The sequence below is a fragment of the Dactylosporangium sp. NPDC051541 genome, assembly GCF_044454505.1.
Taxonomy (GTDB): Bacteria; Actinomycetota; Actinomycetes; order Mycobacteriales; family Micromonosporaceae; genus Dactylosporangium.
The window spans coordinates 14,479-38,435 of sequence record NZ_JBITDU010000027.1 but is presented as its reverse complement, the minus strand read 5'-3'; the positions used below and the strand labels follow the sequence as shown (position 1 = coordinate 38,435).

The window sequence follows — 23,957 nt, the reverse complement described above, 5'->3', positions numbered from 1 at the left end:
AAGCAGCTCTGACCCGCAATGGGAGCCGGTGAGCTGGCCAGCGTCAGCGCAGCCAGTGGACGCGCAGCGGCCATGGGGGCCGCGGGTGGGCACCCCCGCCGCGCGGAACGCGCAGAGATACAGCGTGGGCCGCCAGGGACTCGAACCCTGAACCTACGGATTAAAAGTCCGCAGCTCTGCCATTGAGCTAGCAGCCCGAGGTTTACAGGGTACCGGGCGCCCCGCCCGTGCCTGCAACGACTTTCCGGCTATCGACGTTTGCGCAGTTCAGAGGCCTCTGAACGGCCTGGCGGCGCGGGGCTCTCTGGTGGTCTGCGATCACGATGCGGCACACTCTCTGCGCGCCCACCGGCACGGCGGGCGTGCTGCGCGGAGGGGAGACGGGGTCCGATGTCGGTCGGGGGCATGACGGAGGAGCAGGTGGTGGGGCCGGGGCGGGCGGTGCCGGTGTCGAAGCCGCGTGTGTTCCGGCCCGACGTGCAGGGGTTGCGGGCGGTGGCGGTGCTCCCCGTGATCGCTGACCACCTGCTGCGTCAGCCGTCGGGCGGGTTCGTCGGTGTCGATGTCTTCTTCGTCATCTCCGGATACCTCATCACGTCGCTGCTGCTGCGCGAGCATGACCGTACCGGGACGATCTCGTTTCGTGGTTTCTATGTTCGGCGGATAAAGCGGATCATTCCGGCGTCAGTGCTCGTGCTCGCCAGTACTGTCGTCGCCGGGTATTTCCTGCTCGACGCGGTGCGGTTCGGGCAGATGGTGCGGGACGTGCGCGCGTCGGTGCTGTTCGTGGCCAACTGGCGCTTCGCCCGGGAAGGTACCGACTACTTCCAGGAGGGGCTGCCGCCGTCGCCGGTACAGCACTTCTGGTCTCTCGCCGTCGAGGAGCAGTACTACGTCGTGTGGCCCTGGCTGATGCTCGGCATCCTGCTGGTCGGGGTTCGGCGCCTGGCCTGGGGGCCACGTACCCGGCGGCTGGTGATCGGCGCGACGATCGGGGCGATCACCGTCGGCTCGTTCGGGTGGGCGATGTGGGAGACCCACGCCGCGCCGACGGTCGCATACTTCTCGACGTTCTCCCGCGCCTGGGAGCTCGGTGTCGGCGCGCTCGTCGCGGTCCTCGGCGGCGCCCTGGCCATCCGGTCGGTGGCGGTCCGCACGGTGCTCGGCTGGCTGGGTCTGGCCGGCATCGTGGTGTCGCTGTTCGTCGTCCCGGCGGCGCCCGGCTTCCCGGCACCGTGGGCGGCGCTGCCCGTGCTCGCCACCGCCCTGGTCATCGCGGCCGGCGCCGGCGGTGACCAGCCCTATCTGTGGCCGCTCACCAACCCGGTCAGCCGGTACATCGGCGACGTCTCCTACTCGCTCTACCTCTGGCACTTCCCGGTCGTCGTGCTGCTGGCGGCGCTCATGCCCAGCGACAGCCTGTCCTACTACCTGATCGCGGCCGTCGTCATCGCCGCACTGTCCGTGGCCTCCTATCACGGCGTCGAGGACCCGCTGCGCAAGGCCACCTGGGGCCGCCGGACGGCCGCGCCGGCGCCGGCCCGGCCGGCGGCGCATCGGGCGCCCCGGCCGCATCGGTTCGCCGTCCTGCGGCCCGGTGCCATCGCTGTTGGGCTGCTGCTGGTCGTGGCCGTCGGCGCGGCCGCGCCGGTGTGGAACGCGACGCCGGCGGACGCCAAGCCGCCGGCCGGCGCGGATCGGTGCCTGGGCGCGGCCGTCCGCGACGCGAGCCTGGGCTGCCCCAAGGTGCAGGGGAACTTCGTGCTGCCGGCGCCGGCCGACCTGACGAAGGACACCGCGGGGGCGTTCGACTGCTGGATCGCCGAGAAGTCGCCGATGCGCACCTGCTCCTACGGCGAGGCGGGCACCGGCACCCTGTCGGTCGCGCTGCTCGGGGACAGTCACGCCGCGATGCTGCTGCCGGGGCTGCGCACCCAGCTGCCGGCGCTGCGGTGGAAGCTCGACAGCTACGTCGGCTGGGGCTGCCAGTGGATCCGCTCCGGCACCGGCAGCAGCTGCGACGCGGCGATGCGCGACATCCAGCAGCGGCTGGTCTCCGGTCCGCGCTACGACATCGTCATCGTCACCGCGGCCCGCCAGAAGACGGCCAAGGACAAAGCCTGGGTCTCGCGGATGTACGCCGAGGCCTGGAAACCCGTCGCCGCCCGCGGGACGAAGATCGTGGTCGTGCTCGACAACCCGGGCGTCACCGACGCCGCTCTGCAATGCGTGCGGCGGGTCAACTTCTCCGTCCGGGGCAACGACTGCGGCACCCCGGTGTCGCGGGCCTACGCGGAGACCGACGCGCTGGTCGCGGCGGCGGCTCAGGTGCCGGGGGCGGCGGTCGTGGACCTGCGGCCGTTCTTCTGCGACGCGAAGGTCTGCCCGGCCGTGATCGGCAACGTGATCGCGTATCGGGACACGGTGGGGCACATCACCGGGACGTTCAGCCGCACGCTCGGACCCTACGTAGCCAAGGCCGTGCACGACGCGGCCGCCGGTTGATCTTCAAACCGCCGCGCCGGGCAAAGCCGCGATATTTTTGTCACATTGACCGCGAAATTCGCGAAAATTGTACGCGTATGGCCGTTTTTGCAGGGCACCGTCATGCAAGTTGTCTCACTATGATGCGCCCATGCCATCGCGGTCCAGGATCACGGAGAGTGTCACCGAGCAGCTCGACGGCCAAGAGGCGTTGGGCGAGAAGCCGGCACCCCGTCCCAAGAAGCGGATGAAGCGCGGCTGGCGCATCACCCTCATCGTCCTGACCGCCCTGCTCATGGTCGTCGGCGCGTCGACCGTCGCCCTCGGGCTCTACGCGCGCTCCGTGGAGAAGGGCATCGACCGCGTCGACGCCTTCAACGGCGTGCCGGAGGAGAACCGCCCGCAGAAGCCGGCCGCCGCCGCCGACGCGAAGAACCTGCTGCTGCTCGGCAGCGACTCCCGCGACCCGGACAGCACCAGCGGCTCGCGCAGCGACACGATCATCGTGGCCCACATTCCGCAGGACCGCAGCAGCGCCCAGCTGATCTCGATCCCGCGCGACACCTGGGTGCCCGTGCCCAAGTCGCAGGACGGCAAGAACGGCGGCCGGACGGCGAAGATCAACGCCTCCTACGCCTGGGGCGGCCTGCCGCTCATGGTCCAGACCGTCGAGCAGTTCAGCGGTGTGCGCATCGACCACGTCGTCATCATCGACTTCTCCGGCTTCCAACAGATCGTGGACGCGCTCGGCGGTGTCACCATCGACGTCGAGTCCAACTTCAAGTCGATCCACCCGCCCTACCGGCAGTTCACCAAGGGCGTCACGCAGATGGACGGCGCCACGGCCCTTGACTACTCCCGGCAGCGCAAGCAGTTCGCCGACGGCGACTTCGCCCGCATCCGCCACCAGCAGCAGGTCATCCGGGCGATCCTGGACAAGGCCTCGTCCGGCGGGCTGCTGAGCAGTCCGACGAAGCTCAACAGCTTCCTCCGCGCGACCGCCAATGCCGTCTCCGTCGACCAGACGCTGTCCATCTTCGACATGGCCAACGAGCTCAAGGGCGTGCGCGGCGAGGGCCTCACCTTCATCACCGTTCCGACGAAGGGGACCGGCATGGAGGGCAGCGAGAGCGTCGTCTACGCGGACAACGAGGCCGACAAGACCCTGTTCGACGCGGTCCGCCGCGACTCCGTCAAAGAGATCCTGGCAACGCCGCAGAAGAAGTAACGGTTCGGCACGGCATTCACCGTCCACGGGGAGCAAACCGTTGATTGCCAATGATCTTCCCCCCTACGGCAAGCACGCGCGTCTCGACGAGACGACCGAGCTGCCGGTCGTCGGCTCCGGGCCGCCGGCGGAGTCGACCGGGGTGCCGCGGCAGCGGTCGGGCGGCGCCGAGCCGGCCGACCAGCGAAGCCGGCCCGCGGGCCGGCCGAAGCCGTCGATCTCCACGACGGTCCTGCCGTATGCGATCTCGACCCGGTCCAGCCGCACCCGGTCGCTGCGCGCCTGGATGCTGACGGCGCCGGTGGACCTGCTGGCCCTGTGCTCGCCGCTGCTGTTCACCTATGCGTACTGGAAGGGCACCATCTTCACCGCCGCGCTGACGGTGATCATCTTCGCCGTCGGCGGTCACTACCGGCCCCGCCGGCACGTGAGCATCCTCGACGAGCTGCCCGGCTTGTGCGTGCGAATGCTCGCCTCGGCGGCCGTCGTGGCCATCATCGCGGCGCTGCGGCACGACTCGCTCGACTATGTCGCCAGCCTCCTGCGGTCGGTGGCGGTCGCCGGTCCGCTCGTCATCCTGGGCCGCACGCTGACGCTGGCGCTCACGGTCCTGGCCCGCCGCAATCGCTGGGTGGAGCACAACGCGCTGATCATCGGCAGCGGCCCGACCGCGCTCGAGCTGGCCCGCCTGGTGCGCCGCTACCCGCAATACGGGCTCCGCTTCGCGGGCAGCGTCGACATCCCGGAGGCGACCGGGCCGATGGTGCCGATCGGGACGCTCGACGAGATCGAGCAGATCATCCCGGTCGTCAACTGCGATGTCATCATCGTGGCCGACACCGAGTGCCCGGAGCCGGAGCTCATGGACACGCTGCACCTGCCGCTCTGCTCGTCCCGGGACCTGTGGGTGGTGCCGAGGATGTGGGGCACCCGCACGCAGGGCATCTCCGACCACATCGGCGCGATCCCGGTCGTGCGCATCCGGAGCACCTCGCTGACCGGGCTGCAGCGCTGGGCGAAGCGTGCCTTCGACCTCATCGTCAGCGGCATCATCCTCATCGTGCTGAGCCCGCTGCTGCTGCTGACCGCGATCGCGGTCCGGCTCGAGGGCGGCCGCGGCATCATCTTCCGGCAGGAGCGGATCGGGCTCAACGGCGTGCCCTTCGAGCTGCTCAAGTTCCGCTCGATGCGCCCGGTGAACGAGCAGGAGTCGCAGACCAACTGGTCGATCGCCAACGACAAGCGGGTCGGCCCGGTCGGCCGGTTCATCCGCAAGACGTCGATCGACGAGCTGCCGCAGTTGTGGAACATCGTGCGCGGGGACATGACCGTGGTCGGCCCGCGACCGGAGCGGCCGTTCTTCGTCGAGCAGTTCAGCGCCGAGCACCCCGAGTATTCGATGCGTCACCGGGTGCCGGTCGGCCTCACCGGCCTGGCGCAGGTCAGCGGCCTGCGCGGCGACACCCCGATCTCCGACCGGGCGCGCTTCGACAACTATTACGCCGAGAACTGGTCGCTGTGGCTCGACATCAAGGTCGTGCTCCGCACCGTCAGCGAAGTGTTCCGCGGCGGCGGCAGCAAATAGCGGTACGGCGGCCAAAAGGGACAAAACGGAAAGAGCAAAAGCCGAAAGCGGTAGGGGATTCCGGGGCCGCTTCGCTCCCGCCCCGGGCAAGGGGCTCACGCCCCCTGCACCCCTGCGACGTCAGACGGCCGCGACCACTACTCCGGGCGCAGGAGCGGCAGCAGCTTCGCCTCATAGCCTTCCAGAAACTTCGCCGGCTCCGCGTCAAGCACCGACGCCAGCAGCGAGCCAAAGATGTCCCGGAAGTCGACGGTCGCCTTCAGGTCGCCGTCGTCGAGGTCCTTGAGGCTGGGCTGCTCCCCCAGGAACCCCCCGGCCACCCGCGAACCGGCGACGAAGACCGGCCCCGCGGTGCCGTGGTCGGTGCCCTCCGAGGCGTTGCCCCGCACCCGCCGGCCGAACTCGCTGTAGACCACCACCGTCACGAGGCGGCCGTTCTCGGTCTTGGCCATCCGGGTCACGAAGTTGGTGAGCGCGCTGTCGAGCTGCCCGAGCAGCAGCTCGTGGCCGGGCCGCTCCCCGGCGTGGGTGTCGAAGCCGCCCAGGCTGACCGAGTAGACCTGCGTCGGCACGTTGCTCTCGATGCACCGGGCGACCAGCGCGAGCTGCGCGGCGAGGGCGTTGGCGCCGCCGGTGCCGGTGGCGGACGAGTCCTTCGACGCGTCGGGGTCGAACGGCACCGTCTTCTCCGCGGCCCGGACCAGCTCGTCGACCCGGATCAGGTCGGCGTAGACGTTGGCCGCGCGGGCCCGCATCGCCGTGTCGTCGCGGCGGTCGCGGCTGAAGGCCGACACCATCTCGGTGGTGATGCCGTCCGGCAGTTGGAGCCCGCCGATGCCCATGCAGGCTCCGGAGCGGGTCCGCCCGGCCAGCAGCGGCGGCAGCACGGATTCGAAGCTCACGGCCGCCTCGGCCGGGGCTTCGTTGGCGTCCATCCAGCGGCCGACCCAGCCGGTGTCGATGGGGTGGGTCGGCGATGCCGTCTGCCAGATGTCCATCGAGCGGAAGTGGCTGCGGTCCGGGTGCGGGTATCCCACCCCGCGCACGACCGTGAGCTGCTGGTCCTTCCAGAGCCGCTGCATGCCCTTGAGCACCGGGTTGAAGCCGAACTCGTCGTCCAGCTTCAGCACCTGCTCCGGCGCGTATGCCAGCCCGGGGCGCAGGGAGTGGTACAGCGGATCGCTGTAGGGCACCAGCGTGTTGAGTCCGTCGTTGCCGCCGTACAAGGTCAGCAGCACCAGCTTTGGGGTTTTCGCCCCGGCCACGTGACCGTCGGCGGGCGCCGACTTCATCAGCGTCTTCCAGGTGACGGCGCCCGCGCCGGCGGCGACGGCCCCGGCGACGCCGGAGGCCATCAGGAACTTGCGGCGGGTCAACAGGTCCATGTCAGGTCACCACATACTCAGGGCTGATCAGGCCGAGCATCAGCAGGCGCCGGGGGTCGGTCGCCTTCTTCAACGCCGCGTAGGTCCGGTCGCTCCAGGTGTCGACCGCGAGCAGGTAGGCCAGCGACGTGGGGTCGAGGCGCCGCACGTCGGCCATCCCGGCGATCCGGGCGGCGAGGCTCAGCCGGGTCTGCGCGGTGCCGGGCGTCAGCCACGCGGCTCCGGCCGGCCAGCCACCGACGCTCGGCGGTGCGAAGGGCACCTGGCCGAGGCGGTCCAGGTGATACAGCACCTGCCCGAGCGCGGCCGTGTCGAGCGCGGCCGGGCGCAGCTGCAGCTGGCGCATCGCACCGACGAACCACTCGACCGGCTGTTTGACCAGGTTGCCGGCGGTCTGCTGGAAGTCGTCGGAGGCCAGCAGGGCGCGCAGCATCTTCATCGAGTCGGGGAAGGCGTCCACCATGGCCTGCTGGGCCGCCGCGGGCACCGGCGTGGTCGGCGAGGCGTATCGATACCAGAGCCGGGCGGCGATGAAGCGCGGGCACTGGGGGTTGGTCAGCACGAGGTCGACGAGGGCGGTCGCGTCGAACGCCTTCGTGACGCCGAGGATCGTCTTCATGCCCGGGTCGGCGGACTGCGGCGCGAAGAACGTGCGGGCCTTGTCGAAGTCGATCCGCCAGCCGGTGAGCGCGCGGCCGGCCTCCTTCACGTCCTGCTCCGTGTAGGTGCCGATGCCGCAGGTGAACAGCTCCAGCAGCTCGCGCCCGAGGTTCTCGTTGGGCGCGGTCCTGGTGTTGGCCTGCCCGTCGAGCCAGAACACGAGGGCGGGGTCATGGACCATCGCGTGTGCCATCGCACCGAAATTGAGCGACGAGCGCAGCGTCAGGTGCTGCAGCAGCATCAGCTGGGGGCGGATGACCTTCTTGACCGAGGTCGCCCAGTGTCCGTGCCAGAAGAAGACGAGCTTCTCCATGGTCTGGTGGTCGGCGGTGGTGAGCCGGTCCAGCCACCACCGCGTGATGGCGGCGAGCTGCTCGCCCCGCTTGGTTTCGGCGGCGGTGCGCTGCGCCGGGGTCGGGTTGGCCAGGCCGACGAGCGGGTCGACGCCGATGTCGGGCACCGGCGAGTTGGATGCGCCCACGTCAGGGGCGACCGGAGCGGTCAGCGCGTCGAGGGTGGCGGCATATCCGGCGCTGCGCGCAGCCGTCAGCTCCTCGGCGGTCGGGCCGAAACCCGACCGCCGGAGCATCAGTGCGACGTCTGCGACCATTGGGCCAATCTACGTCGTTGTTGCGGGATCGGCGTGCTCAGCGATCGATATGCGGCCGCCAGCTGGGCCCGGACCGCGTCGGTGCCGTGGTTGGCGACGGCCCACTCCCGGCCCGCGGCCGCCATCCGCCGAGCGTCCGCCGGGTTCGCGAGCAGCGCACTCGTCGCCGCGACCCAGCCGGCCGGATCGTCGGCCGTGCGGACGTGCACGCCGTCGGCCACGCCGGCGCGGGCCGCGACCATCCGGGTGGTGACGGTCGGCACCTCGGCCGCGAGCGACTGGATCACCTTCATCTGGATGCCGGTACCGCGGAAGATCGGCGCGATCGCCACGTCCGCGGCCGCGTAGTACGGGTCGACCGACGGCACGTCGCCGATGACCTCGATGTCGTCGCCGGCCAGTGCCTGGATGTCCTTCGGCGGCGCCTCGCCGACGATCCGCAGCAGCGCGGCCGGCACCGCGCGCCGGATCTGCGGCCAGCATTCGCGGATGAACCACATGAGGCCGTTGACGTTGGCCTCGTACGTGAGCCGGCCGACGAACAGGACGGTCGGGCGCGGCTGGGGCTGCCGCGGCTGGGGCGTGTAGTCGTAGGGGCTGCGCACCACGAACGTGTTCGGCGGCAGCTCACCGGTCAGCGCCGGTGCGGACAGGATGATCGGCACGCCCATCCGGACCAGCTCGGCCTCCCGCGCGCCCATCCGGCGCTGCTCCACGCGACCGATCATCCGCCAGGCGACGTTCGGGCCGGTCTCGGCCAGCTGCTCGTAGTACTCGCTGCGGAACTCGTCCAGGTCGATGATCACGGGAGTGTCCCCGCACTCCTCGACCAGGTGGGCGGTGCGAAACACATTGAGGTGGACCGCATCCGGCCGCCACTCGGCGATGAGCCGCTTCAGCTCGGCGGTGAGGCGGCCGGGGTTGGCGTAGCCGGTCTGCAGGGACGCGCCGGTGCCGAGCGCGACGGCCGTGCGGGCCAGCGACCCCGCCGTCGGGTTGTGCACGAGCACCGGCGCCTCCCGCACCGGCAGCTTGGCGGCCAGCACGGCCTCCGCGTCGTCCTTGGCGAGGCCGAGGAAGCGCACGTCGTGCCGCTCGTTGAGCAGCTTCATGATGACCAGGCTGCGCGGTCGCACCGGGGCCGGGATCCACGGCGCGACGAACAGAATCTTCATACCGGTGACTTCCTCAAGGCCTTGGCGAGCAGGCGCTGGACCCGCGTGCCGTGCTGGTTGAAGTAGGTGTCCATGCCGTCGCGGTACAGCTGGTTCTTGCCGACGGCACCGGTGCTCGTGCTCTCCGTGTGCTCCGCGACGCTGGAGCCCACGGTGGCGACGCCCCAGCCCGCGGCGCGCAGCCGGACGCAGAGGTCGACGTCCTCGAAGTACAGGAAGAACTGCTCGTCGAAGCCGTTGACGGCGCGGAAGGCGTCCGCGCGCACCAGCATGCAGAAGCCGGACACCCAGTCCACGGGCCGCGTCTCGGGCGACGGCTCGACCGCGACGTAGTCGAGCATCTTGATTTTGGAGCGCAGCAGCGTCGAGTTGGCCAGCGCCCGCTTGACGCCGGCGGGCACGGCGTGGTCGACCCGCAGCGCCGCCAGCCACTCCTTGGCCATGCTCGGCTCCGAGCCGGACGCGACGCCGTATCGGCCGTCCGGGTAGCGCATCATCGGCCCGACCAGGCCCAGCTTCGGGTCCTCGGCCAGGGCCGCGACGAGCCGGGCGAAGTCGTCGGGTGCGATCGCCGCGTCGGGGTTGAGCAGCAGGTAGGCGTCGGCGTCCGGCACGGTGGCCACGGCCGCGTTGTTGCCCGCGCCGAAGCCGTCGTTGGCCAGCTGGAGCACGTGCTCGGTGTACTGCCGGGCGACCTCGACGCTGTCGTCCTTCGACCCGTTGTCGGCCACGATGATGCGAGCCAGCGGCAGCGCGCGGAGCGCACCGAGGCTCCGCGGGAGCTCGGCGCTCGAGTTGTAGGAAACGATGACCGCCGCGACCTTCATCGCGCACCCGCGATCTTGTAGGCGGCGAGGTAGGCCTCCACGGTGTCCTCCCAGCGGAACGTCCGGCGGATGTGTTCGCGGGCCCGGGCGCCGCGCGCGGCCGCGTCCTCGGGCGAGTGCAGGGCGGTGCCGATCGCGGCGGCGAGCTCCTCGGCGGTCTCCCCGGTGAAGAGCATCGACGCGTCCCCGCGCACGGAGTCGGCCGGTCCCGGTGAGGTCACCACCGGGCAGCCCAGCGCCATCGCGTGCACGACCTTCATGAGCACACCGCCCCCGACGATCGACGGGACGACGACGGCATGGGCCTGCAGCATCTCGTCGCGCAGGTCCGGCACCGCGCCGGTGACGACGATCCGGCCGTCGGCCACGCCGAGCTGGGTGACCTCGTCGGTGGGGTCGGCGCCGACGATCCGCAGCTGCGCGGCCGGGAAGTCCCGCCACACCTGCGGCATCACCTCGCCGGCCAGGTACTGCGCCACCAGCACGTTGGCCCGCCGCCACATCGCACCCGCGAACACCAGCCGCGGGCCGGCGGCGGCCGGCGGCGGGGGCGCCCAGGCGACGGGGCCGACCTCGACGCCGGGCCGGGCCAGCAGCGTGTTGGGGTTGAGCGCGGAGGCGACCTTGTGGTCGGCGTCGGACAGGGTCAGGACCGCGCCGGCGCCGCGGATCGCGGCCCGCTCGAACGTCCGCGTCCGGACCAGCTCGGCCAGGCGATAGGGACGGGCCAGGCCGGAGGAGGCCCGGTAGGACTGGGCCATCACGTTCTCGGTGATGTCGTGCAGGCCGAGGACCGAGTTGCGCCGGTTTCGCAGCGCCTCGGCGCCCTGCAGGTACTCGGCGTGCACGACGTCCGGCTGGAGCCGCCGGACGAGCGTGTCGACCTCCTCGTTGGCGGCGTGCGGCCACGCCTGGCGCAGCCACGCCGGCCGCCGGCCGAGCCGGTCGCGCACCCCGGGCTGGGGCGTCCACGACGGCCGCAGCATCGTGTATGGCGCGCCGGTGTCCTCGGAGCCGCCCGGAGCGTAGACGAACAGCTCGGTCCGCTGCGCCAGGCGCGGCACGAGCTGCACGATGGTGTCGGCGGCGGCGTGGTTGTGGCTGGCGTTCGGCGCGAACGGCGAGAGCAGCAGGACCCGGGTCACTTCTTCAGCCCCCGCAGCACCGACTCGACGAACGACCGGGAGACGGCGCCCTGATCGGCGACCCGCAGGGCGGCCTTCTGAAACTCGTCGCGGGCCGCGGCGGTCTCGGCGGCGACCCGGTAGAGGGTGGCGGCGTCGACGTCGGGCTGGACCACGTAGCGCTCCAGGCCCAGGTCGACGAACGCGTCGTTGACCTTCCGTTCGTATGCGATGGCGACCGTCGGCACCCCGAGCGCCACGGCCAGCAGCGCCGCGTGCAGCCGGGTGCCCAGCACAAGCTGGTTGCCGGCCAGGGTGACGAGCCACCGGTCCAGCGACGCCGACAGCGGGCCACCGGTGTCCAGCGGGCTCGGCGCCAGCTCCATCACCCGGCTGAACTCGCGCTCGTAGATGGTGGTGTCGTTCTCGCCCTGCGCGCCCCGGCCGTAGGCCATGGACAGGAACTGCCCGGTCCAGCCGTCGGCCCGGAGCCGTTCGCCGCACCCGTGGATCGCCGCGAGCAGCGGACCTTCGACACCGTCGGCGAGGGGCCGCATCGAGACACCGAACCGCGGCTGATGGAAAGGCTGCGGGGGTACTGCCGGCAGCGGCAACGTGTAGGCCATGTCCCCGATGACCCGGGCCGACCGGCCGAAGTATCCGGCACTGCGGGCGTCCCGGACACCGACGGCGGTGCAGGCGGCGCCGATGCCGCGCAGCAGCTGCTTGCCGAGCGGGGTGCCGCCCTCACGCACGGCCGCGCCGGTGACGGCGACCGGAGTGCCGGCGGCCCGGGCCATCCCGACGATGCGGGCGAAGAGCGGGAGCGTGCCGGGCCACGGCAGGTTGTGCGAACGCTCCTGGAACACGGTGCCCGGCCCGATGCACAGGACGTCGCATTCGCGCAGCGCCTTCTGGGCGGTGGACTGCCGCTCCCGGGTGCCGGGGCCGCCGCGCAGGGTCGGCATGTGGATGCTGTCGACCTCGTGCAGCTGCGCGACCCGCTGCGGGTCCGGGCACAGCACGACGAACGACGCTTGCGGTTCCGCGGCCCGGACGCAGGTGATGAGCGAGCGCAGCAGCATCTCGTCGCCCAGGTTGTCCGACCCGAACCAGCCGACGATCCCGACCCTCACACGTACTCCTTCATGATGCTCGGTGCCCGGTGGACACCCCGCTGGGGCCGGGGCAGGAAGCCGGCGCCGCCGAGGGCCAGGAACAGGACTCCGGTGACGACCGCCGCGACGGTCGTCGACCAGGACAGGAACGCGACGAGCACGACGCCGAGGGCGCCGACGACGACGGTCGCCGGGACGACGAGCCGGACCAGGGCCCGATCCCGGATGAACCACAGCATCGAGGCCGCGACGACCAGCTCGGTCAGCACGGTGGCCCACGCCGCGCCGTACGCGCCGAACGGCCCGGCCAGCAGGACGTTGAGCACCACGTTGCCGACGATGCTGTACACCAGGACGAGCAGGCGGCTGCCGGCTCCACCGGCGGAGAGCAGGATCGCCGACAGGCCGTAGTTGGCGAACCGCAGCGCCAGGAACAGCGCGAGGATCGCGGTCAGCTCCGGTGTGTGCCCGGCGTCGGCCCCGAAGAGGACGAAGGTCGCCAGCGGCAGACCGATGAGCAGCCCGCCGGCCGCGGCGAACCCGGTGCCGCGGAAGAACCGGAAGATCGCGCCGGGCTCGTCGCTCGCGCCGTCGCCGGCGAGCCGCCCGGCGTAGGCCAGCGCACCGACCCCCATGGAGGCGGCGACCTGCACCGCGGGGTTGACCAGCGCGGACGCGGCGACGTACTCGCCGACCTGGGCCGCGGATACGAACAGGGCCAGCACGAACACGCTGCCGCGGAAGTACATGAGCCCGAGCAGGTCGGAGGCGTAGTACGGCAGCGCGCTCCTGATCTGGGCGATCCACGCGACGTGGGCGGGTGTGCGCAGCTGCCGCCACAGGCCGGACGCGACGACGGCCGCGGCCGAGCGCAGCGCGGCGATGACCACGAAGTAGAGGGCGGCGTCGGTGAACGTCAGGCCGTCGAACAGCCAGGTGTCGGCCGCGCAGACGGCGACGAGCGCGATCCCGGCGACGCCGTTGGTCAGCGCCTCGGCCCACGCCTTGCGGGTGCCGCGGATGAGCACCCAGGCGGTGTCGTTCCACTGCTCCAGCACGCTCGACACGAGGAACAGGAAGAAGCCCGCCACGATCTCGCCGGGCACGGTGAGGCCGATGATCGGATAGGCCACCGCGGTGGCGGCGGCGAGGACCATCAACCGGCCGACGTGGATGCGGGCGGCCTGGGCGCGGCTGACCGCACCGGCGGCCACGTCGCGGGTCAGGTACATCGGCACGCCGAGGGACAGGCCGGCGGCGACGAAGGAGGCGGTGAGGGTGGCCAGGCCGTAGTAGCCGACCGACGCCGCGCCCGCGTCCCTGGTCAGCAGGGCCAGCACCAGCAGGACGCTCACCCGGGTGAAGATGGTGGCCACGCCGAGCAGGCCGGACGCGACCTTCAGCGACGGGCGGCGCTCCTGCGGCTCGGCCGTGACGGTGTCAGCCAGCGTCATCATCCGTCCCTATTCGCGCACCGATGTAGCCGGTCACGAGCAGCAGTACCAACAAATAGGGGCCCTGCATGAGCCCCCAGCCGGTCACGCCGATCAGGCAGATGCCGGGCACGGCGCTGACCAGGACCCGCGCCGCCGGGTCGGCGCCCCGGGTCTGCCAGAGGCGCCGCACGGCCCGGACGATGATCAGGCCCAGCGGCAGCCACAGCGCCACCGCGCCGAGGACGCCGAGCTCGGCGACGCTGAGGAGGAACATGCTGTGCACCGGCACGCCGGTCTGGGTGAGCCGGTCCGTCTGGCCGACGACGGCGACGTATCCGTTCACGCCGACACCGGCCACCGGGTGGGCGCCGATGGTCTTCAGCGCGACGTCGAGCAGGTGCTCGCGGTCGCCGCCGGCCGGGTCGGCCGAGAAGCGTTCGATGAGCCACGGCAGGGACGCGGTGCCGAGCAGCGCGGTCAGCCCGACGACGACGAGGTGCCGGCGCTGCCAGCGCCCGCCGATGAGCTCGAGGAGGACCGACAGGCCGACCAGGCCGACGACGGCGACCAGCACGGTGCGGCTCTCGCTGAGGAAGACCCCGACGAAGATCGCGCCGAGGGTCGACCAGACGAGCCAGCGGGCCGCGCCGCGCCGCTGCGGCAGCAGCAGGACGCACACCGCGCAGAAGAACAGCAGCTTGGACAGCTCGCCGGGGTGCGCTGTGAGCGCGGTGGCCCGGCCCTTGATGTCCAGCGACTGGGCGCCCTCGATGCGGCGCAGCGGCAGTCCGACCACGGCGAGCGCGGCCGCGAGCAGCTGTGCCCACGCCACGGCCGCGAACAGCCAGCTCAGCACCCCGAAGCGGCGGTCCCGGGCGGCCCAGAGCCGCCCGACGATGAAGGCCCCGGCGCCCAGGCTCAGCTGCAGCACGCCGGACCAGGTCCGGGCCGAGCCGCCCCACGCGGTCGGCGCCAGCACCAGCAGCCACACCAGCAGCGGCGCCCAGAGCAGCAGCGCGGTGCGGGCGTCGGCGGGCGCGCGCCACACGGCGATCGCGAGCGCGCCGATCAGGGCCAGCGTGTAGGTGTGGATCGTGGGTGCGATGTTGGCGATGCCGGCGTAGATGGGGCTTTCGGACGGGAGCAGGGCGATCGGCGCGACGCCGATGGTGAAGACCAGCACGGCGAGGGGCAGGTGCCGGCGCTGGGTCACCCAGGTCCATCTGGCGGCCGCGGCGCCGCTCTCGCCCAGGTCTTCGATGATCGCCTTGGACGAGCCTGCGTCGGGGTGGCGATGGGTGCCGGACCGGCCCTTCTGATCAGGGGGCTCGGGCTCCGGTACCGGTGGCTGCGCCGGCGGGGGTGGGCCTACCGGCGGGGGTGGGCTTACAGGCGGGGATGGGACTACGGGCGGGGCGGGTGCGGCCGGCGGGACCGGTCGTGCGGTGCCGACCGCGGGCGGCGGCTTGACCAGGGACGAACGATAGACGGTGCCCTTCTTCGGCCGGCCTTCCCCGGAGGGCAGGGTCTCGCGTTCGGACATGGTGGCCGTCGCGCCTAGAACTTCGCGGCGTCTTTGGTTGCGTTCGCCACCTTGCGGATCTCGTCCGTCCACGTCCCCGGAGCCGTCATCCGCAGCACCACCTCGCGGTCCACGGCGCCGCCGGCCGTGCTCGGCCAGAACGCCACGACGACCAGGCCGTAACGATCGCCGCCGTTGACGGTCTTCGTCTCGGCCAGGAACGCGGAGTCGCCGGCGTAGCGCCACTGCTGGCCCCACGCCTCCTCGACCTTGCGCATCCGGTCGCGGCCTTCGGCGTCGCACGGCGCCGCGCAGGTGCGGACGATGATCTCGCCGCCCACCTCGTCGCCCTTGCTGTTCGTCGCCCCGCAGGTGTATCGCGTGGTGCCCTCGGCGGCCCCCGCCTGCGTGCAGATCCAGTATGACGGCACCGCGATCGTGAGACCGGTGCCGTTCAGGGCCTTGGGCTTCGGGTTGGTGCCCGCGTCGAACACGGGCCACTTCGGCCAGTCGCCCACCCGCGGCGGCTCGAGGCCGGGCTGGCCCGGTGACGGCGTGGCCACCATCGGCGGCGACAACGACGGCTGAGCCGACGACTGGGTCGACGGCTGGGCCACGGGGGTCGTGCCGCCGTCCTTGAACACGGTCAGCCACAGGACGGTCCCACCGCCGACCAGGACCACCAGCACGGCGACCGCGGCGATCACGGCCCACATGCGGCCGCGGGGCCGGGGCGCGTTGACGTCACCGAGCGGCGGATAGGGCGACTCGTCGCCGAACGCCGACGGGCCCTGGTCGTCCCACGGCTGCCGCTGCGGCTGCGCGGACACCGGCCGCTCGGGCTGGTATCCGGGCGGGCCGGACACCGGCGGATAGCCGGCCGCACCGGAGACGGGCGGATAGCCGGCCGCGCCCGAGACGGGCGGGTAGACCCCCGCGCCCGATACCGGCGGCTGATAGCCGGGCGGGCCGGAGACGGGCGGATAGCCGGCCGCACCGGAGACCGGCGCCTGGTAGCCGGGCGGCAGCGGCAGCGCGGGGATCGGCGGCGGGAACGCCGGGAGCACCTCGGTCGGCCGGTCCGCAGCCGGGACGACCGGCGGCGCCGACACGGGCGGCGCCGATACGGGCGGCGGCGACACGGGCGGCGGCGCGGGGACAAGCGGCTGTGGCCCGGTCGCCCACCGGCTCGCCTGGTCTGCGGGCACGGGGGCGGGCGGACCGGCCGGGGCGGCCGGAATCCACTCGACGCCGAGGGTCTGGAACACCCGCACGGCGCCGGGGCCACCGTCCGCGAGCATGGCGACCCAGGGCGCGGGCGCGGCGAAGTCGGCGCCGATCACGGGCATCGGGCCGCCGTGGGGCTGCGTCGTCGCCCGAGCGGCCGACTCGAACGCCCCGCGCCACCGCGGGTCGGCGGCGGCGCCCGCGTCGAGCACCGCAACGGTCAGCTGGCGGCCCGCCGGGTCCATACCCGCCCACACTTTGCCGACCCGCGAGGTGCCTAGCACCTCGATGAGGCGAAATGGAACGTTGGGCTGCATTTTCACTCCCCCGGCTACGTGCAGCGAATAGTATTCGACCGCGGCGGCCGTTCCGCTAGTGGGCCAACTCCGGACCGTTACCGCATTTGCGCGGAAAGCGACCATTTCGGACGAATTGCCGGTATCTCGAAAAGCGCCCGGCAAAAGGTCCTTTGCGACACGGACGGGCCGCCGGGAAGGTGCCCCGGCGGCCCGCCGCTCGCGCTGTGCTATCGGACCATTTCGGTCAGTTGACGCTCATCGGCTCGAGGTTGAAGAGCACCGACGGGTCGATGTCGTTCACGTCCCAGTCGAACTGGGCGGCCAGTGGCGAGTTGCCGGCGTTCGGCGCCTGCACCAGGTAGCCGCTCCACTGGGACATCAGCACGACGCCCTCACTGTCGTGGAGCACCCAGAACTTCTGGAGGTAGCCGCTGTCGTAGGTGGTGGAGTTGGCCGTCAGCGGACCGGTGTAGAGACCGGAGCCGGTGATCGACACGTACTTCTTGTTGGAGTGGGCCCGCAGCGCGATGCCGTCGTCACCGAGGTCGAGCACGTCGAACTGCTCGAGGTAGGTGGACGCGGTCGCGTTCACCGAGGCGATCAGCGGGTTGGCGCCGCCGTTCGGCGTGGTGACGAGCTTGCTGTTGACCTGCGCGCGCAGCGCGACGACCGGCGCCGGTGAAGCCCAGATGAACTTCTCGGTGGTGGTGATCGTGCTGGCCGTCGCGACCAGCGGGCTGTTGCCGCCGTTCGGGACGGTGACGTACTTGCCGGTCAGCTTGTTCATCAGGACCACCGTGCCGTCACCCTGAATGGTCGCCTGGAACCGCTCGGCGTCCGTGATCGTGCTGGCGTTGGCGATCAGCGAGCCGGTGCCGCCGGCCGTGGCGCTGATGTACTTGCCGTTCACCCACGACGCGAACGCGATGTAGCCGGTCCCGCCGCTGACGATGGTGAACTTTTCCTGGTCGCCCATGGTCGCGACGGGCGAGCTGGCCATGATCGGCTGGACGCCGTTCGCGCCGACGGAGATGTTCTTGCCGTTGACCAGCGAACGCAGGCCAGAGGCGAGCGGAACCGCCTGCTCGCCGATGCGCAGCATCGTGTCGGTGGTGGCGAGGGGGGTGGTGGTCCCCGCGATCCCCGCGGTGTTGCGCACGGTCCGGCGGGTCGCACCGTAGACGATGTAGTTGCTCACCTGGGTGGGCGTCCACGTCGGGTTGGTGCCGAGCGCCAGTGCGGCCGCGCCCGCGACGTGCGGGCTCGCCATCGAGGTGCCGCTCTCCTTGACGATCGCGGTGTCACTCGTGTTGAACGACGACGGGATGGCGTGCCCCGGCGCGTGCAGGTCCACACACGGCCCGTAGTTGGAGAAGTCCGTGCGGAAGTCGATCTCGTTCGCCGCACCGACCGTCAGCGCCGTGGGAACCCGCGCCGGCGAGTGGTTGCAGGCGTTGTCGTGCTCGTTGCCGGCCGCGACGGCGTAGGTGATACCGGAGCTGATCGAGGCCTGCACGGCGTTGTCGATCGCGACGTCGGCGTCGCCGCCGAGGCTCATGTTGGCCACGGCCGGCTTGATCGCGTTGGCGGTCACCCAGTCGATGCCGGCGACGACCTGCGCGGTGGTGCCGAAGCCGTCACAGCCGAGCACGCGCACGGCCACCAGCTTGACCTGCTTGGCGACGCCGTAGTTGGTGCCGCCGATGGTGCCGGCGACGTGCGTGCCGTGACCGAGGCAGTCATCGGCGTTCGTGTCGTTGTCGATGAAGTCGTAGCCGCTGGTGGCGCGGCCGCCGAACTCCGTGTGCGTGGTGCGGATACCCGAGTCGATGACGTAGGCGTGCACGTTGCCCGCCGTGTTCGGGTAGTTGTACCGCTTGTTCAGCGGCGCGAAGATCGCGTCGATCCGGTCGAGCCCCCACGACGGCGGGTTGACCTGGGTGTCGCTGGCCTTCAGCGTGCGGTTGGGCTCGACCAGCGCCACATCGGCGTGGCCGGCCAGCTTCTTGGCCTGCTCCGCGTTCATGTTCGCCGCGAAGCCGTGAACGGAGTTCTTGTAGGTGTGGGTGACCGAACCACCGAACTGCTTGGTCAGCGCCGCGGCGCTCGCGTCGACCTTGGCCGCGCTCACGCCGGACTTGAACAGCACGACGTAGCTGTCCTTGATGACGCTCGTCTCGGACTTCTTGGCGACGCTCGGGTGCTGCTGCTTCTTCGCGTCGGCGGGAGCGGCGGCGGACGCGGCTCCCGCGTGGATGAGGGTCGCTGCAGTGGCGACGGCCGTTACGGCGATTCCGGCCAGGACCGAGCGACCGGCTCGGCGAACCAAAGACACTTTGTGACTCTCCCCATGGTAAGCGTCTTATGTGGACGGGGCGATGGCCTCTGCCGAGCGGCAAAGATCGTGCCCATCCTTGTCGATGTCGACCCGGAGAGGCTCATCCGTTCGGGCGATTTCCACGCCGTCTCTGAACTTTCGGCCCGGTCCGCTCGTAAAATTTCGCGCCATTCGCAAACGCTCCGGCGGCGGCCCCCACACCCCAGGGAGGCCGCCGCCGGAATCAACCGGGAAAGATCAGCAGCTCAGAGCGCCCGCCCCCACGCCCGTGCCCAGGATCGACACGAAGCGCTGGTATGCGTCCACGCGGCTCTGAACCTGCGCCGGGTTGCGGCCGCCGCACTCGAGGCTGCCGTTGATGCTGCGGATCGTCTCGCCGAAGCCGGCGCCGTTGACCATCGCGTTGTGCGGCGTCATGGTGCCGGGGCCGCTCTGGGTGTTCCAGTACCAGAGGGCGGTCTTCCAGGCCACGGCCGAGTCGGTCTGGACCAGGTTCGGGTTGTGCAGCAGGTCGATGCCCAGGGCGTCACCGGCGGCCTTGTAGTTGAAGTTCCACGACAGCTGGATCGGGCCGCGGCCGTAGTACGACGCCTGGCCGGCCGGGCAGCCGTAGGACTGGCTGGTGTCGCAGTAGTGGGGGTAGTTCGCGGTGTTCTGCTCGACCACGTAGACCAGGCCACCGGTCTCGTGGTTCACGTTGGCCAGGAAGGCGGCGGCCTCCTGCTTCTTCTGCGCGTCCGAGCCCGTGCCGGCGAAGGCGGGGTACGCCTTCAACGCGGCGACCAGGCCCGAGTAACTGTAGAAGGAGTTACGGGAAGGGAACATCTGGTTGAACTGCGCCTCGCTGACCACGAAGCCGCTGGTCGAAGGGGGCGGGGTGGTGGTGCCACCGGTCGGGCCACCGCCCGTGCCGCCACCGGAGCAGGTGTACGGGTCCCAGAACCAGGTGCTGATCACCGGGCTGTAGCCCGGGTTCTCGTGCTCGGCGATGTAGAACTTGCCGTCGGTGAACTTCACGATGTCACCGGTCGCGTAGTTCTTGCCCTGGACCCAGGCCGGGAAGCTGCAGCCGCCCGCGCTACCGGTCGCCGGGGCGCCGCCACCGCCGGTGGAGGAGCCGCCACAGGCGCCCTGGTCCTGCCACACGCCGGTGTTGCCGGGCGGGGCCTCGTTCTGCGTCCACCACTTCGCGAGGAAGTTGTGACCGTTGCGGGAGACCGTCGCGCCCCCGGTGTAGACCGCCGAAGCCTGCCACGCGGGGCTGCAAGCGGCGGCCGACGCGGGCAGCATGTTGAAGACCGCGACCACCCCGCCCACGATGGTCACCGCGGCGAGCATCGCCAGTAGGCGCACTCTCGACACCTGATCACTCCTTCAATTCCGGAAGACCCGCCCAGAGGACCAGTCCCGGGCGCCGGAAGGAGCGCACGAAATAGCTTTATGAAGAATATTTACGGTTGCGTTGAACCATCACGCGCTGTCAGGCCGTAACCACGTACGACAACCGAAGAAAGTGATCCGCATCACGGGCAATCGGGGACGGCCAGCTCCGCACAAACGGTGCGGTGCGGGAAATCCAAGCCCTGGGTACAGTGACCCACGGTCACGTCCACGAGGGCACCGCCCCCGGTGCCGGGCGGGGCTGCCGCCTAATCGCCGCACCGTGGCGAGCCGGGGACCCACCGTAACGTTGGGGTGAATCCGCCCCTCCGCCCACCGGCGGAGGGATGGTAGGGGTCGTTCCGTCCCGAACCCGTCAGCTAACTCGGTCGGCGGCCGACGGAAGGAACAACGAACCAGATGTCATCGCGACATCCCTACCGAAGCGTGTTCGTGGCGCTGCTGGCGGCCTTGGTGCTCGGGGGGCTCGCCGCCACACCCGCCGCGGCCGAGCCCGGTGGCGACACCGGCGACGAGGGCTCCAGCGCCAACCCGACCCTGGGCTCCGTGCTCGACGACAGCACCCGGGCCTGGACCGACGCGAAGGCGAAGTTCGACGCCTCCGTCAAACACCAGGCCGAGCTCACCACGCAGCTCCAGGCGACCGAGGCCCAGCTGGCCTCGATCCAGGAGCAGGTGGAGGCGATCGCCGTCGCGGCCTACCGCACCGGCCCGCTGACGACCATCGCCGCGCTGATGGACTCCGACAGCCCGGACAGCTTCGCCGAGCGGGCCGGCTCCATCAACCAGATCGCCCACCACAACGACCACCTGCTCCACGACTTCAAGTTGTTGAAGGAGCAGCAGGCGGCGCAGAAGAAGGCCCTCGACGACGAGGTCGCCGCGCAGCAGCAGCAGGTCGCCACGATGGAGCAGAAGAAGAAGGACGCCGAGAAGGCGCTCGCGCTGGCCGGCGGCCCGAGCAAGGGCTTCGTCAGCGCCAACCTGCCCACCGCCGACGCGGTGCCGCGCAACGCCAACGGGTCGCTGCCGACGGAGAAGTGCAACGTCGACGACCCCACCACCACCGGCTGCATCACCCCGCGCATGCTGCACGCCATGCAGGAGGCGCAGAAGTCCAACTTCAAGCGGTTCGTCTCGTGCTTCCGCCCGAGCGGGCCCTACGAGCACCCGAAGGGTCGCGCCTGCGACTTCTCGGTGCAGACGAAGACGGGCTTCGGTGGCGTCGCCGCCGGTGACGACTTCGTGTATGGCAGCAACCTCGCGGCCTACTTCGTCAAGAACGCCACCCAGCTCGGCGTGATGTACGTGATCTGGTTCAAACAGATCTGGACCCCGGCAGTCGGCTGGCACCATTACAGCGGCGTCGCCGGCGACCCCTCCAGTGACCACACGAACCACGTGCACCTGTCGATCTTGTAGCGAGATCCACGAAACCGCTCACCTACACGCACGGCCGGCCGATGGGGTAACCGTCGACCGGCCGTTTGTGCTTAGGGGTATTGCAGTGAAGTACCGTCTCGTGACCCGCAGCGACTTCGACGGACTGGTCTGCGCAGTGCTCCTGCGCCAGCTCGACCTCATCGGCGACATCACGTTCGTGCACCCGAAGGACGTGCAGGACGGCGCGGTCGAGGTCGGCCCGACGGACATCCTGACGAACCTGCCCTATGCCCCGGGCGCGCACATGGTCTTCGACCATCACCACTCGGAGACGCTGCGCGCGCAGCGGAACCAGCACGGCCAGGCCACCAATCACGTCATCGACGCCGAGGCGCCGTCCGCGGCCCGGGTGATCTACGACCACTTCGGCGGGGCCGAGCGCTTCCCGCACGTCTCCGCGGAGCTGATGGAGGCCGTGGACCGGGCGGATTCGGCACAGTACGACATAACCGAAATTCTGCAGCCGACCGGGTGGACTCTGCTGAACTTCCTCATGGACAGCCGCACCGGCCTGGGCCGCTTCCGGCAGTTCCGGATCTCCAACTATCAGCTGATGATGCAGCTCATCGACGCCTGCATCGACCACCAGGACGTCGAGGAGATCCTGGCCCTGCCGGACGTCGCCGAGCGGGCCGAACTGTTCCGCGAGCAGCAGGAGCTGTTCAACGACCAGCTGCGCCGGGTGTCGACCATGCACGGGGACGTGGTCGTCGTCGACCTGCGCGACGAGGAGACGATCTACGCCGGGAACCGCTTCATGGTGTACGCGCTGTTCCCGCAGGCCCGCGTCTCCATCCACGTGATCTGGGGCAAGCAGAAGCTCAACACGGTCTTCGCCTGCGGCAAGTCGATCCTGGACCGCTCGTCGCCGGTCGACATCGGCTCGGTCATGCTGCAGTACGGCGGCGGTGGCCATCTCGCCGCCGGCACCTGCCAGGTCCCGCACGAGCAGTCCGAGCGGGTGCTGCAGGACCTCATCCGGAAGCTAGAGGATCTCCGTATCCCGCAGAAGACGCCATAGCCCCGCGCCGTCCGGAGCGCTGAGCCAGCGGTGGTCGTTGGGCGGGAAGCGCCGCGGTGAGCCGGCCACGCCCGGGAAGCCGCCGGCGAGCACCGTCTCGGCCGGCGAGAGGTGCCGGATCGCGACTGCGGCGATCGAGTCGGGGTGCTCGGCCGCGAACTCGGCGTAGATCTCCGGGTCGTGCTGGCCGTCGTCGCCGACCAGGAGCCAGCGGATGTCCGGGAACTCCTGGGCCAGCCGGGACAGCGAGGCCCGCTTGTGTGCCTGGCCGCTGCGGAAGAACCGGTCCGGCTGCGGCCCCCAGTCGGTGAGCAGGAGCGGGCCGGCCGGGTACAGGTGCCGGGACAGGAACCGGGTGAGGGTCGCGGCCACGTTCCAGGCGCCGGTGGAGAGGTAGAAGACGGGCGCGCCGGGGTTGGCGTTGACCAGCCGCTCGTACAGGACGGCCATGCCGGGCACCGACGCGCGGGCATGTTCATCGAGCACGAAGGTGTTCCAGGCGGCCAGCAGCGGCCGCGGCAGCGTGGTGACCATGACCGTGTCGTCGACGTCGGAGATGACGCCGAGCCGGGTGGCGGCCGGGTCGATGATCCGGATCGGTGCCTCGACGGCCGCGCTGTCCTCGCTCTGCAGGGTGACCTTGCCCCAGCCCGGGGCCAGGTCGGCCTCGATCACCACGTCGATGAACCCGCCGCGGTCGCAGCGCACCTCGCAGGTCTGCCCGCCGGCCTCGATGCGCACCAGGGCGTTGCTGACCGATACGGCCGTGAACGAGCGCCAGCCCCGCAGCTTCTTCAGCCGCTTGCCCGGCTTGGGGTCGATCCGGGCCAGCAGGACCCGGCCGAGCACGCGGACCCAGCCCGGCTTGGTCTCGGTGGCCGCGGAGCCGTAGCCGGTATAGGCGGTTACCGCGACCGTCCAGCCCCGTCGGCGCAGGCGCCGCTCGAGGACCGCGTGGAACGCGTCCTCGATGCGCGCCGCCCGGTGCAACGGCAACGGTGCGCTGGTGGCGCTACCCACAGGAAGGGACACCGTTCCACCCTGTCACAGCCATGCCACCCCTGCACCCTGCTA

Annotated in this window: 17 protein-coding genes, 1 tRNA gene and 1 riboswitch; of the genes, 5 read left to right on the top strand and 13 right to left on the bottom strand. The window is 70.9% G+C overall.

Translation table 11 applies throughout. The features are described from left to right. Window positions 1-125: 125 nt before the first annotated feature. Window positions 126-197, bottom strand: a tRNA-Lys gene (locus ACIA8L_RS53350). 208 nt (window positions 198-405) lie between these two features. On the opposite strand from ACIA8L_RS53350, the gene ACIA8L_RS53345 reads away from it, so the two are divergent. The 3 genes from ACIA8L_RS53345 (at window position 406) to ACIA8L_RS53335 (ending at window position 5,297) form a co-directional block, all read left to right on the top strand. After that, the gene (locus tag ACIA8L_RS53345; protein WP_395917507.1) at window positions 406-2,505 is read left to right on the top strand and encodes an acyltransferase family protein; all 2,100 of its coding nucleotides are present in this window, start codon (window positions 406-408) and stop codon (window positions 2,503-2,505) included. 130 nt (window positions 2,506-2,635) lie between these two features. Continuing rightward, entirely contained in the window at window positions 2,636-3,712 is a 1,077-nt protein-coding gene (locus tag ACIA8L_RS53340) for an LCP family protein (RefSeq protein WP_395917505.1), read from the top strand. Window positions 3,713-3,752: 40 nt separating this feature from the next. After that, entirely contained in the window at window positions 3,753-5,297 is a 1,545-nt protein-coding gene (locus ACIA8L_RS53335; protein WP_395917503.1) for a sugar transferase, read from the top strand. A gap of 137 nt (window positions 5,298-5,434) precedes the next feature. On the opposite strand, the gene ACIA8L_RS53330 is transcribed toward ACIA8L_RS53335, so the two are convergent. The 11 genes from ACIA8L_RS53330 to ACIA8L_RS53280 form a co-directional block, all read right to left on the bottom strand. Then, entirely contained in the window at window positions 5,435-6,682 is a 1,248-nt protein-coding gene (locus tag ACIA8L_RS53330; RefSeq protein ID WP_395917502.1) for a DUF1501 domain-containing protein, read from the bottom strand. A 1-nt stretch (window position 6,683) separates the two neighbouring features. Then, window positions 6,684-7,952, bottom strand: coding sequence for a DUF1800 family protein (locus ACIA8L_RS53325; protein ID WP_395917501.1), 1,269 nt, complete (start codon window positions 7,950-7,952; stop codon window positions 6,684-6,686). Beyond that, entirely contained in the window at window positions 7,931-9,127 is a 1,197-nt protein-coding gene (locus ACIA8L_RS53320; RefSeq protein ID WP_395917499.1) for a glycosyltransferase, read from the bottom strand. The genes ACIA8L_RS53325 and ACIA8L_RS53320 overlap by 22 nt, the downstream gene beginning before the upstream one ends. After that, entirely contained in the window at window positions 9,124-9,954 is an 831-nt protein-coding gene (locus ACIA8L_RS53315) for a glycosyltransferase family 2 protein (RefSeq protein ID WP_395917498.1), read from the bottom strand. The genes ACIA8L_RS53320 and ACIA8L_RS53315 overlap by 4 nt, the downstream gene beginning before the upstream one ends. Further along, on the bottom strand, window positions 9,951-11,099 hold the full coding sequence (locus ACIA8L_RS53310; RefSeq protein ID WP_395917496.1) for a glycosyltransferase: 1,149 nt from the start codon (window positions 11,097-11,099) through the stop codon (window positions 9,951-9,953). Before ACIA8L_RS53310 ends, ACIA8L_RS53315 begins: the two co-directional genes overlap by 4 nt. Then, the gene (locus tag ACIA8L_RS53305; protein WP_395917495.1) at window positions 11,096-12,214 is read right to left on the bottom strand and encodes a polysaccharide pyruvyl transferase family protein; all 1,119 of its coding nucleotides are present in this window, start codon (window positions 12,212-12,214) and stop codon (window positions 11,096-11,098) included. The genes ACIA8L_RS53310 and ACIA8L_RS53305 overlap by 4 nt, the downstream gene beginning before the upstream one ends. Next, a complete protein-coding gene (locus ACIA8L_RS53300; protein WP_395917493.1) occupies window positions 12,211-13,650 on the bottom strand; it encodes a polysaccharide biosynthesis C-terminal domain-containing protein in 1,440 nt (479 codons plus the stop codon). The genes ACIA8L_RS53305 and ACIA8L_RS53300 overlap by 4 nt, the downstream gene beginning before the upstream one ends. Further along, on the bottom strand, window positions 13,637-15,175 hold the full coding sequence (locus ACIA8L_RS53295) for an O-antigen ligase family protein (protein WP_395917491.1): 1,539 nt from the start codon (window positions 15,173-15,175) through the stop codon (window positions 13,637-13,639). The genes ACIA8L_RS53300 and ACIA8L_RS53295 overlap by 14 nt, the downstream gene beginning before the upstream one ends. A 14-nt stretch (window positions 15,176-15,189) precedes the next feature. After that, window positions 15,190-16,698: a hypothetical protein gene (locus ACIA8L_RS53290; RefSeq protein WP_395917490.1), complete on the bottom strand. Its 1,509-nt coding sequence runs from the start codon at window positions 16,696-16,698 to the stop codon at window positions 15,190-15,192. A 226-nt stretch (window positions 16,699-16,924) separates the two neighbouring features. After that, window positions 16,925-19,015 (bottom strand): S8 family serine peptidase, encoded by a 2,091-nt coding sequence (locus tag ACIA8L_RS53285; RefSeq protein WP_395917488.1) that lies wholly within the window; start codon window positions 19,013-19,015, stop codon window positions 16,925-16,927. 240 nt (window positions 19,016-19,255) lie between these two features. After that, window positions 19,256-20,380, bottom strand: a complete 1,125-nt coding sequence (locus ACIA8L_RS53280; protein ID WP_395917486.1) for a glycoside hydrolase family 19 protein — start codon at window positions 20,378-20,380, stop codon at window positions 19,256-19,258. 274 nt (window positions 20,381-20,654) lie between these two features. Continuing rightward, a riboswitch (cyclic di-AMP (ydaO/yuaA leader) is annotated at window positions 20,655-20,809 on the top strand. Between the two features lie 9 nt (window positions 20,810-20,818). On the opposite strand from ACIA8L_RS53280, the gene ACIA8L_RS53275 reads away from it, so the two are divergent. Then, window positions 20,819-21,841, top strand: coding sequence for a coiled-coil domain-containing protein (locus ACIA8L_RS53275; RefSeq protein ID WP_395917485.1), 1,023 nt, complete (start codon window positions 20,819-20,821; stop codon window positions 21,839-21,841). Between the two features lie 85 nt (window positions 21,842-21,926). After that, window positions 21,927-22,883, top strand: a complete 957-nt coding sequence (locus tag ACIA8L_RS53270; protein WP_395917483.1) for an exopolyphosphatase — start codon at window positions 21,927-21,929, stop codon at window positions 22,881-22,883. Here ACIA8L_RS53270 and ACIA8L_RS53265 read toward each other — a convergent pair. Next, a complete protein-coding gene (locus tag ACIA8L_RS53265) occupies window positions 22,848-23,915 on the bottom strand; it encodes an App1 family protein (RefSeq protein ID WP_395917481.1) in 1,068 nt (355 codons plus the stop codon). The two genes, ACIA8L_RS53270 and ACIA8L_RS53265, sit on opposite strands and share 36 nt — an antisense overlap. Window positions 23,916-23,957 lie beyond the last annotated feature (42 nt).

Coding starts and splice junctions, on each gene's coding strand:
- ACIA8L_RS53315 (WP_395917498.1), bottom strand. CDS start 9,954: ATGAAGGTCGCGGCGGTCATCGTTTCCTACAACTCGAGCGCCGAGCTC.
- ACIA8L_RS53300 (WP_395917493.1), bottom strand. CDS start 13,650: ATGACGCTGGCTGACACCGTCACGGCCGAGCCGCAGGAGCGCCGCCCG.
- ACIA8L_RS53320 (WP_395917499.1), bottom strand. CDS start 9,127: ATGAAGATTCTGTTCGTCGCGCCGTGGATCCCGGCCCCGGTGCGACCG.
- ACIA8L_RS53345 (WP_395917507.1), top strand. CDS start 406: ATGACGGAGGAGCAGGTGGTGGGGCCGGGGCGGGCGGTGCCGGTGTCG.
- ACIA8L_RS53330 (WP_395917502.1), bottom strand. CDS start 6,682: ATGGACCTGTTGACCCGCCGCAAGTTCCTGATGGCCTCCGGCGTCGCC.
- ACIA8L_RS53295 (WP_395917491.1), bottom strand. CDS start 15,175: ATGTCCGAACGCGAGACCCTGCCCTCCGGGGAAGGCCGGCCGAAGAAG.
- ACIA8L_RS53290 (WP_395917490.1), bottom strand. CDS start 16,698: ATGCAGCCCAACGTTCCATTTCGCCTCATCGAGGTGCTAGGCACCTCG.
- ACIA8L_RS53340 (WP_395917505.1), top strand. CDS start 2,636: ATGCCATCGCGGTCCAGGATCACGGAGAGTGTCACCGAGCAGCTCGAC.
- ACIA8L_RS53325 (WP_395917501.1), bottom strand. CDS start 7,952: ATGGTCGCAGACGTCGCACTGATGCTCCGGCGGTCGGGTTTCGGCCCG.
- ACIA8L_RS53275 (WP_395917485.1), top strand. CDS start 20,819: ATGTCATCGCGACATCCCTACCGAAGCGTGTTCGTGGCGCTGCTGGCG.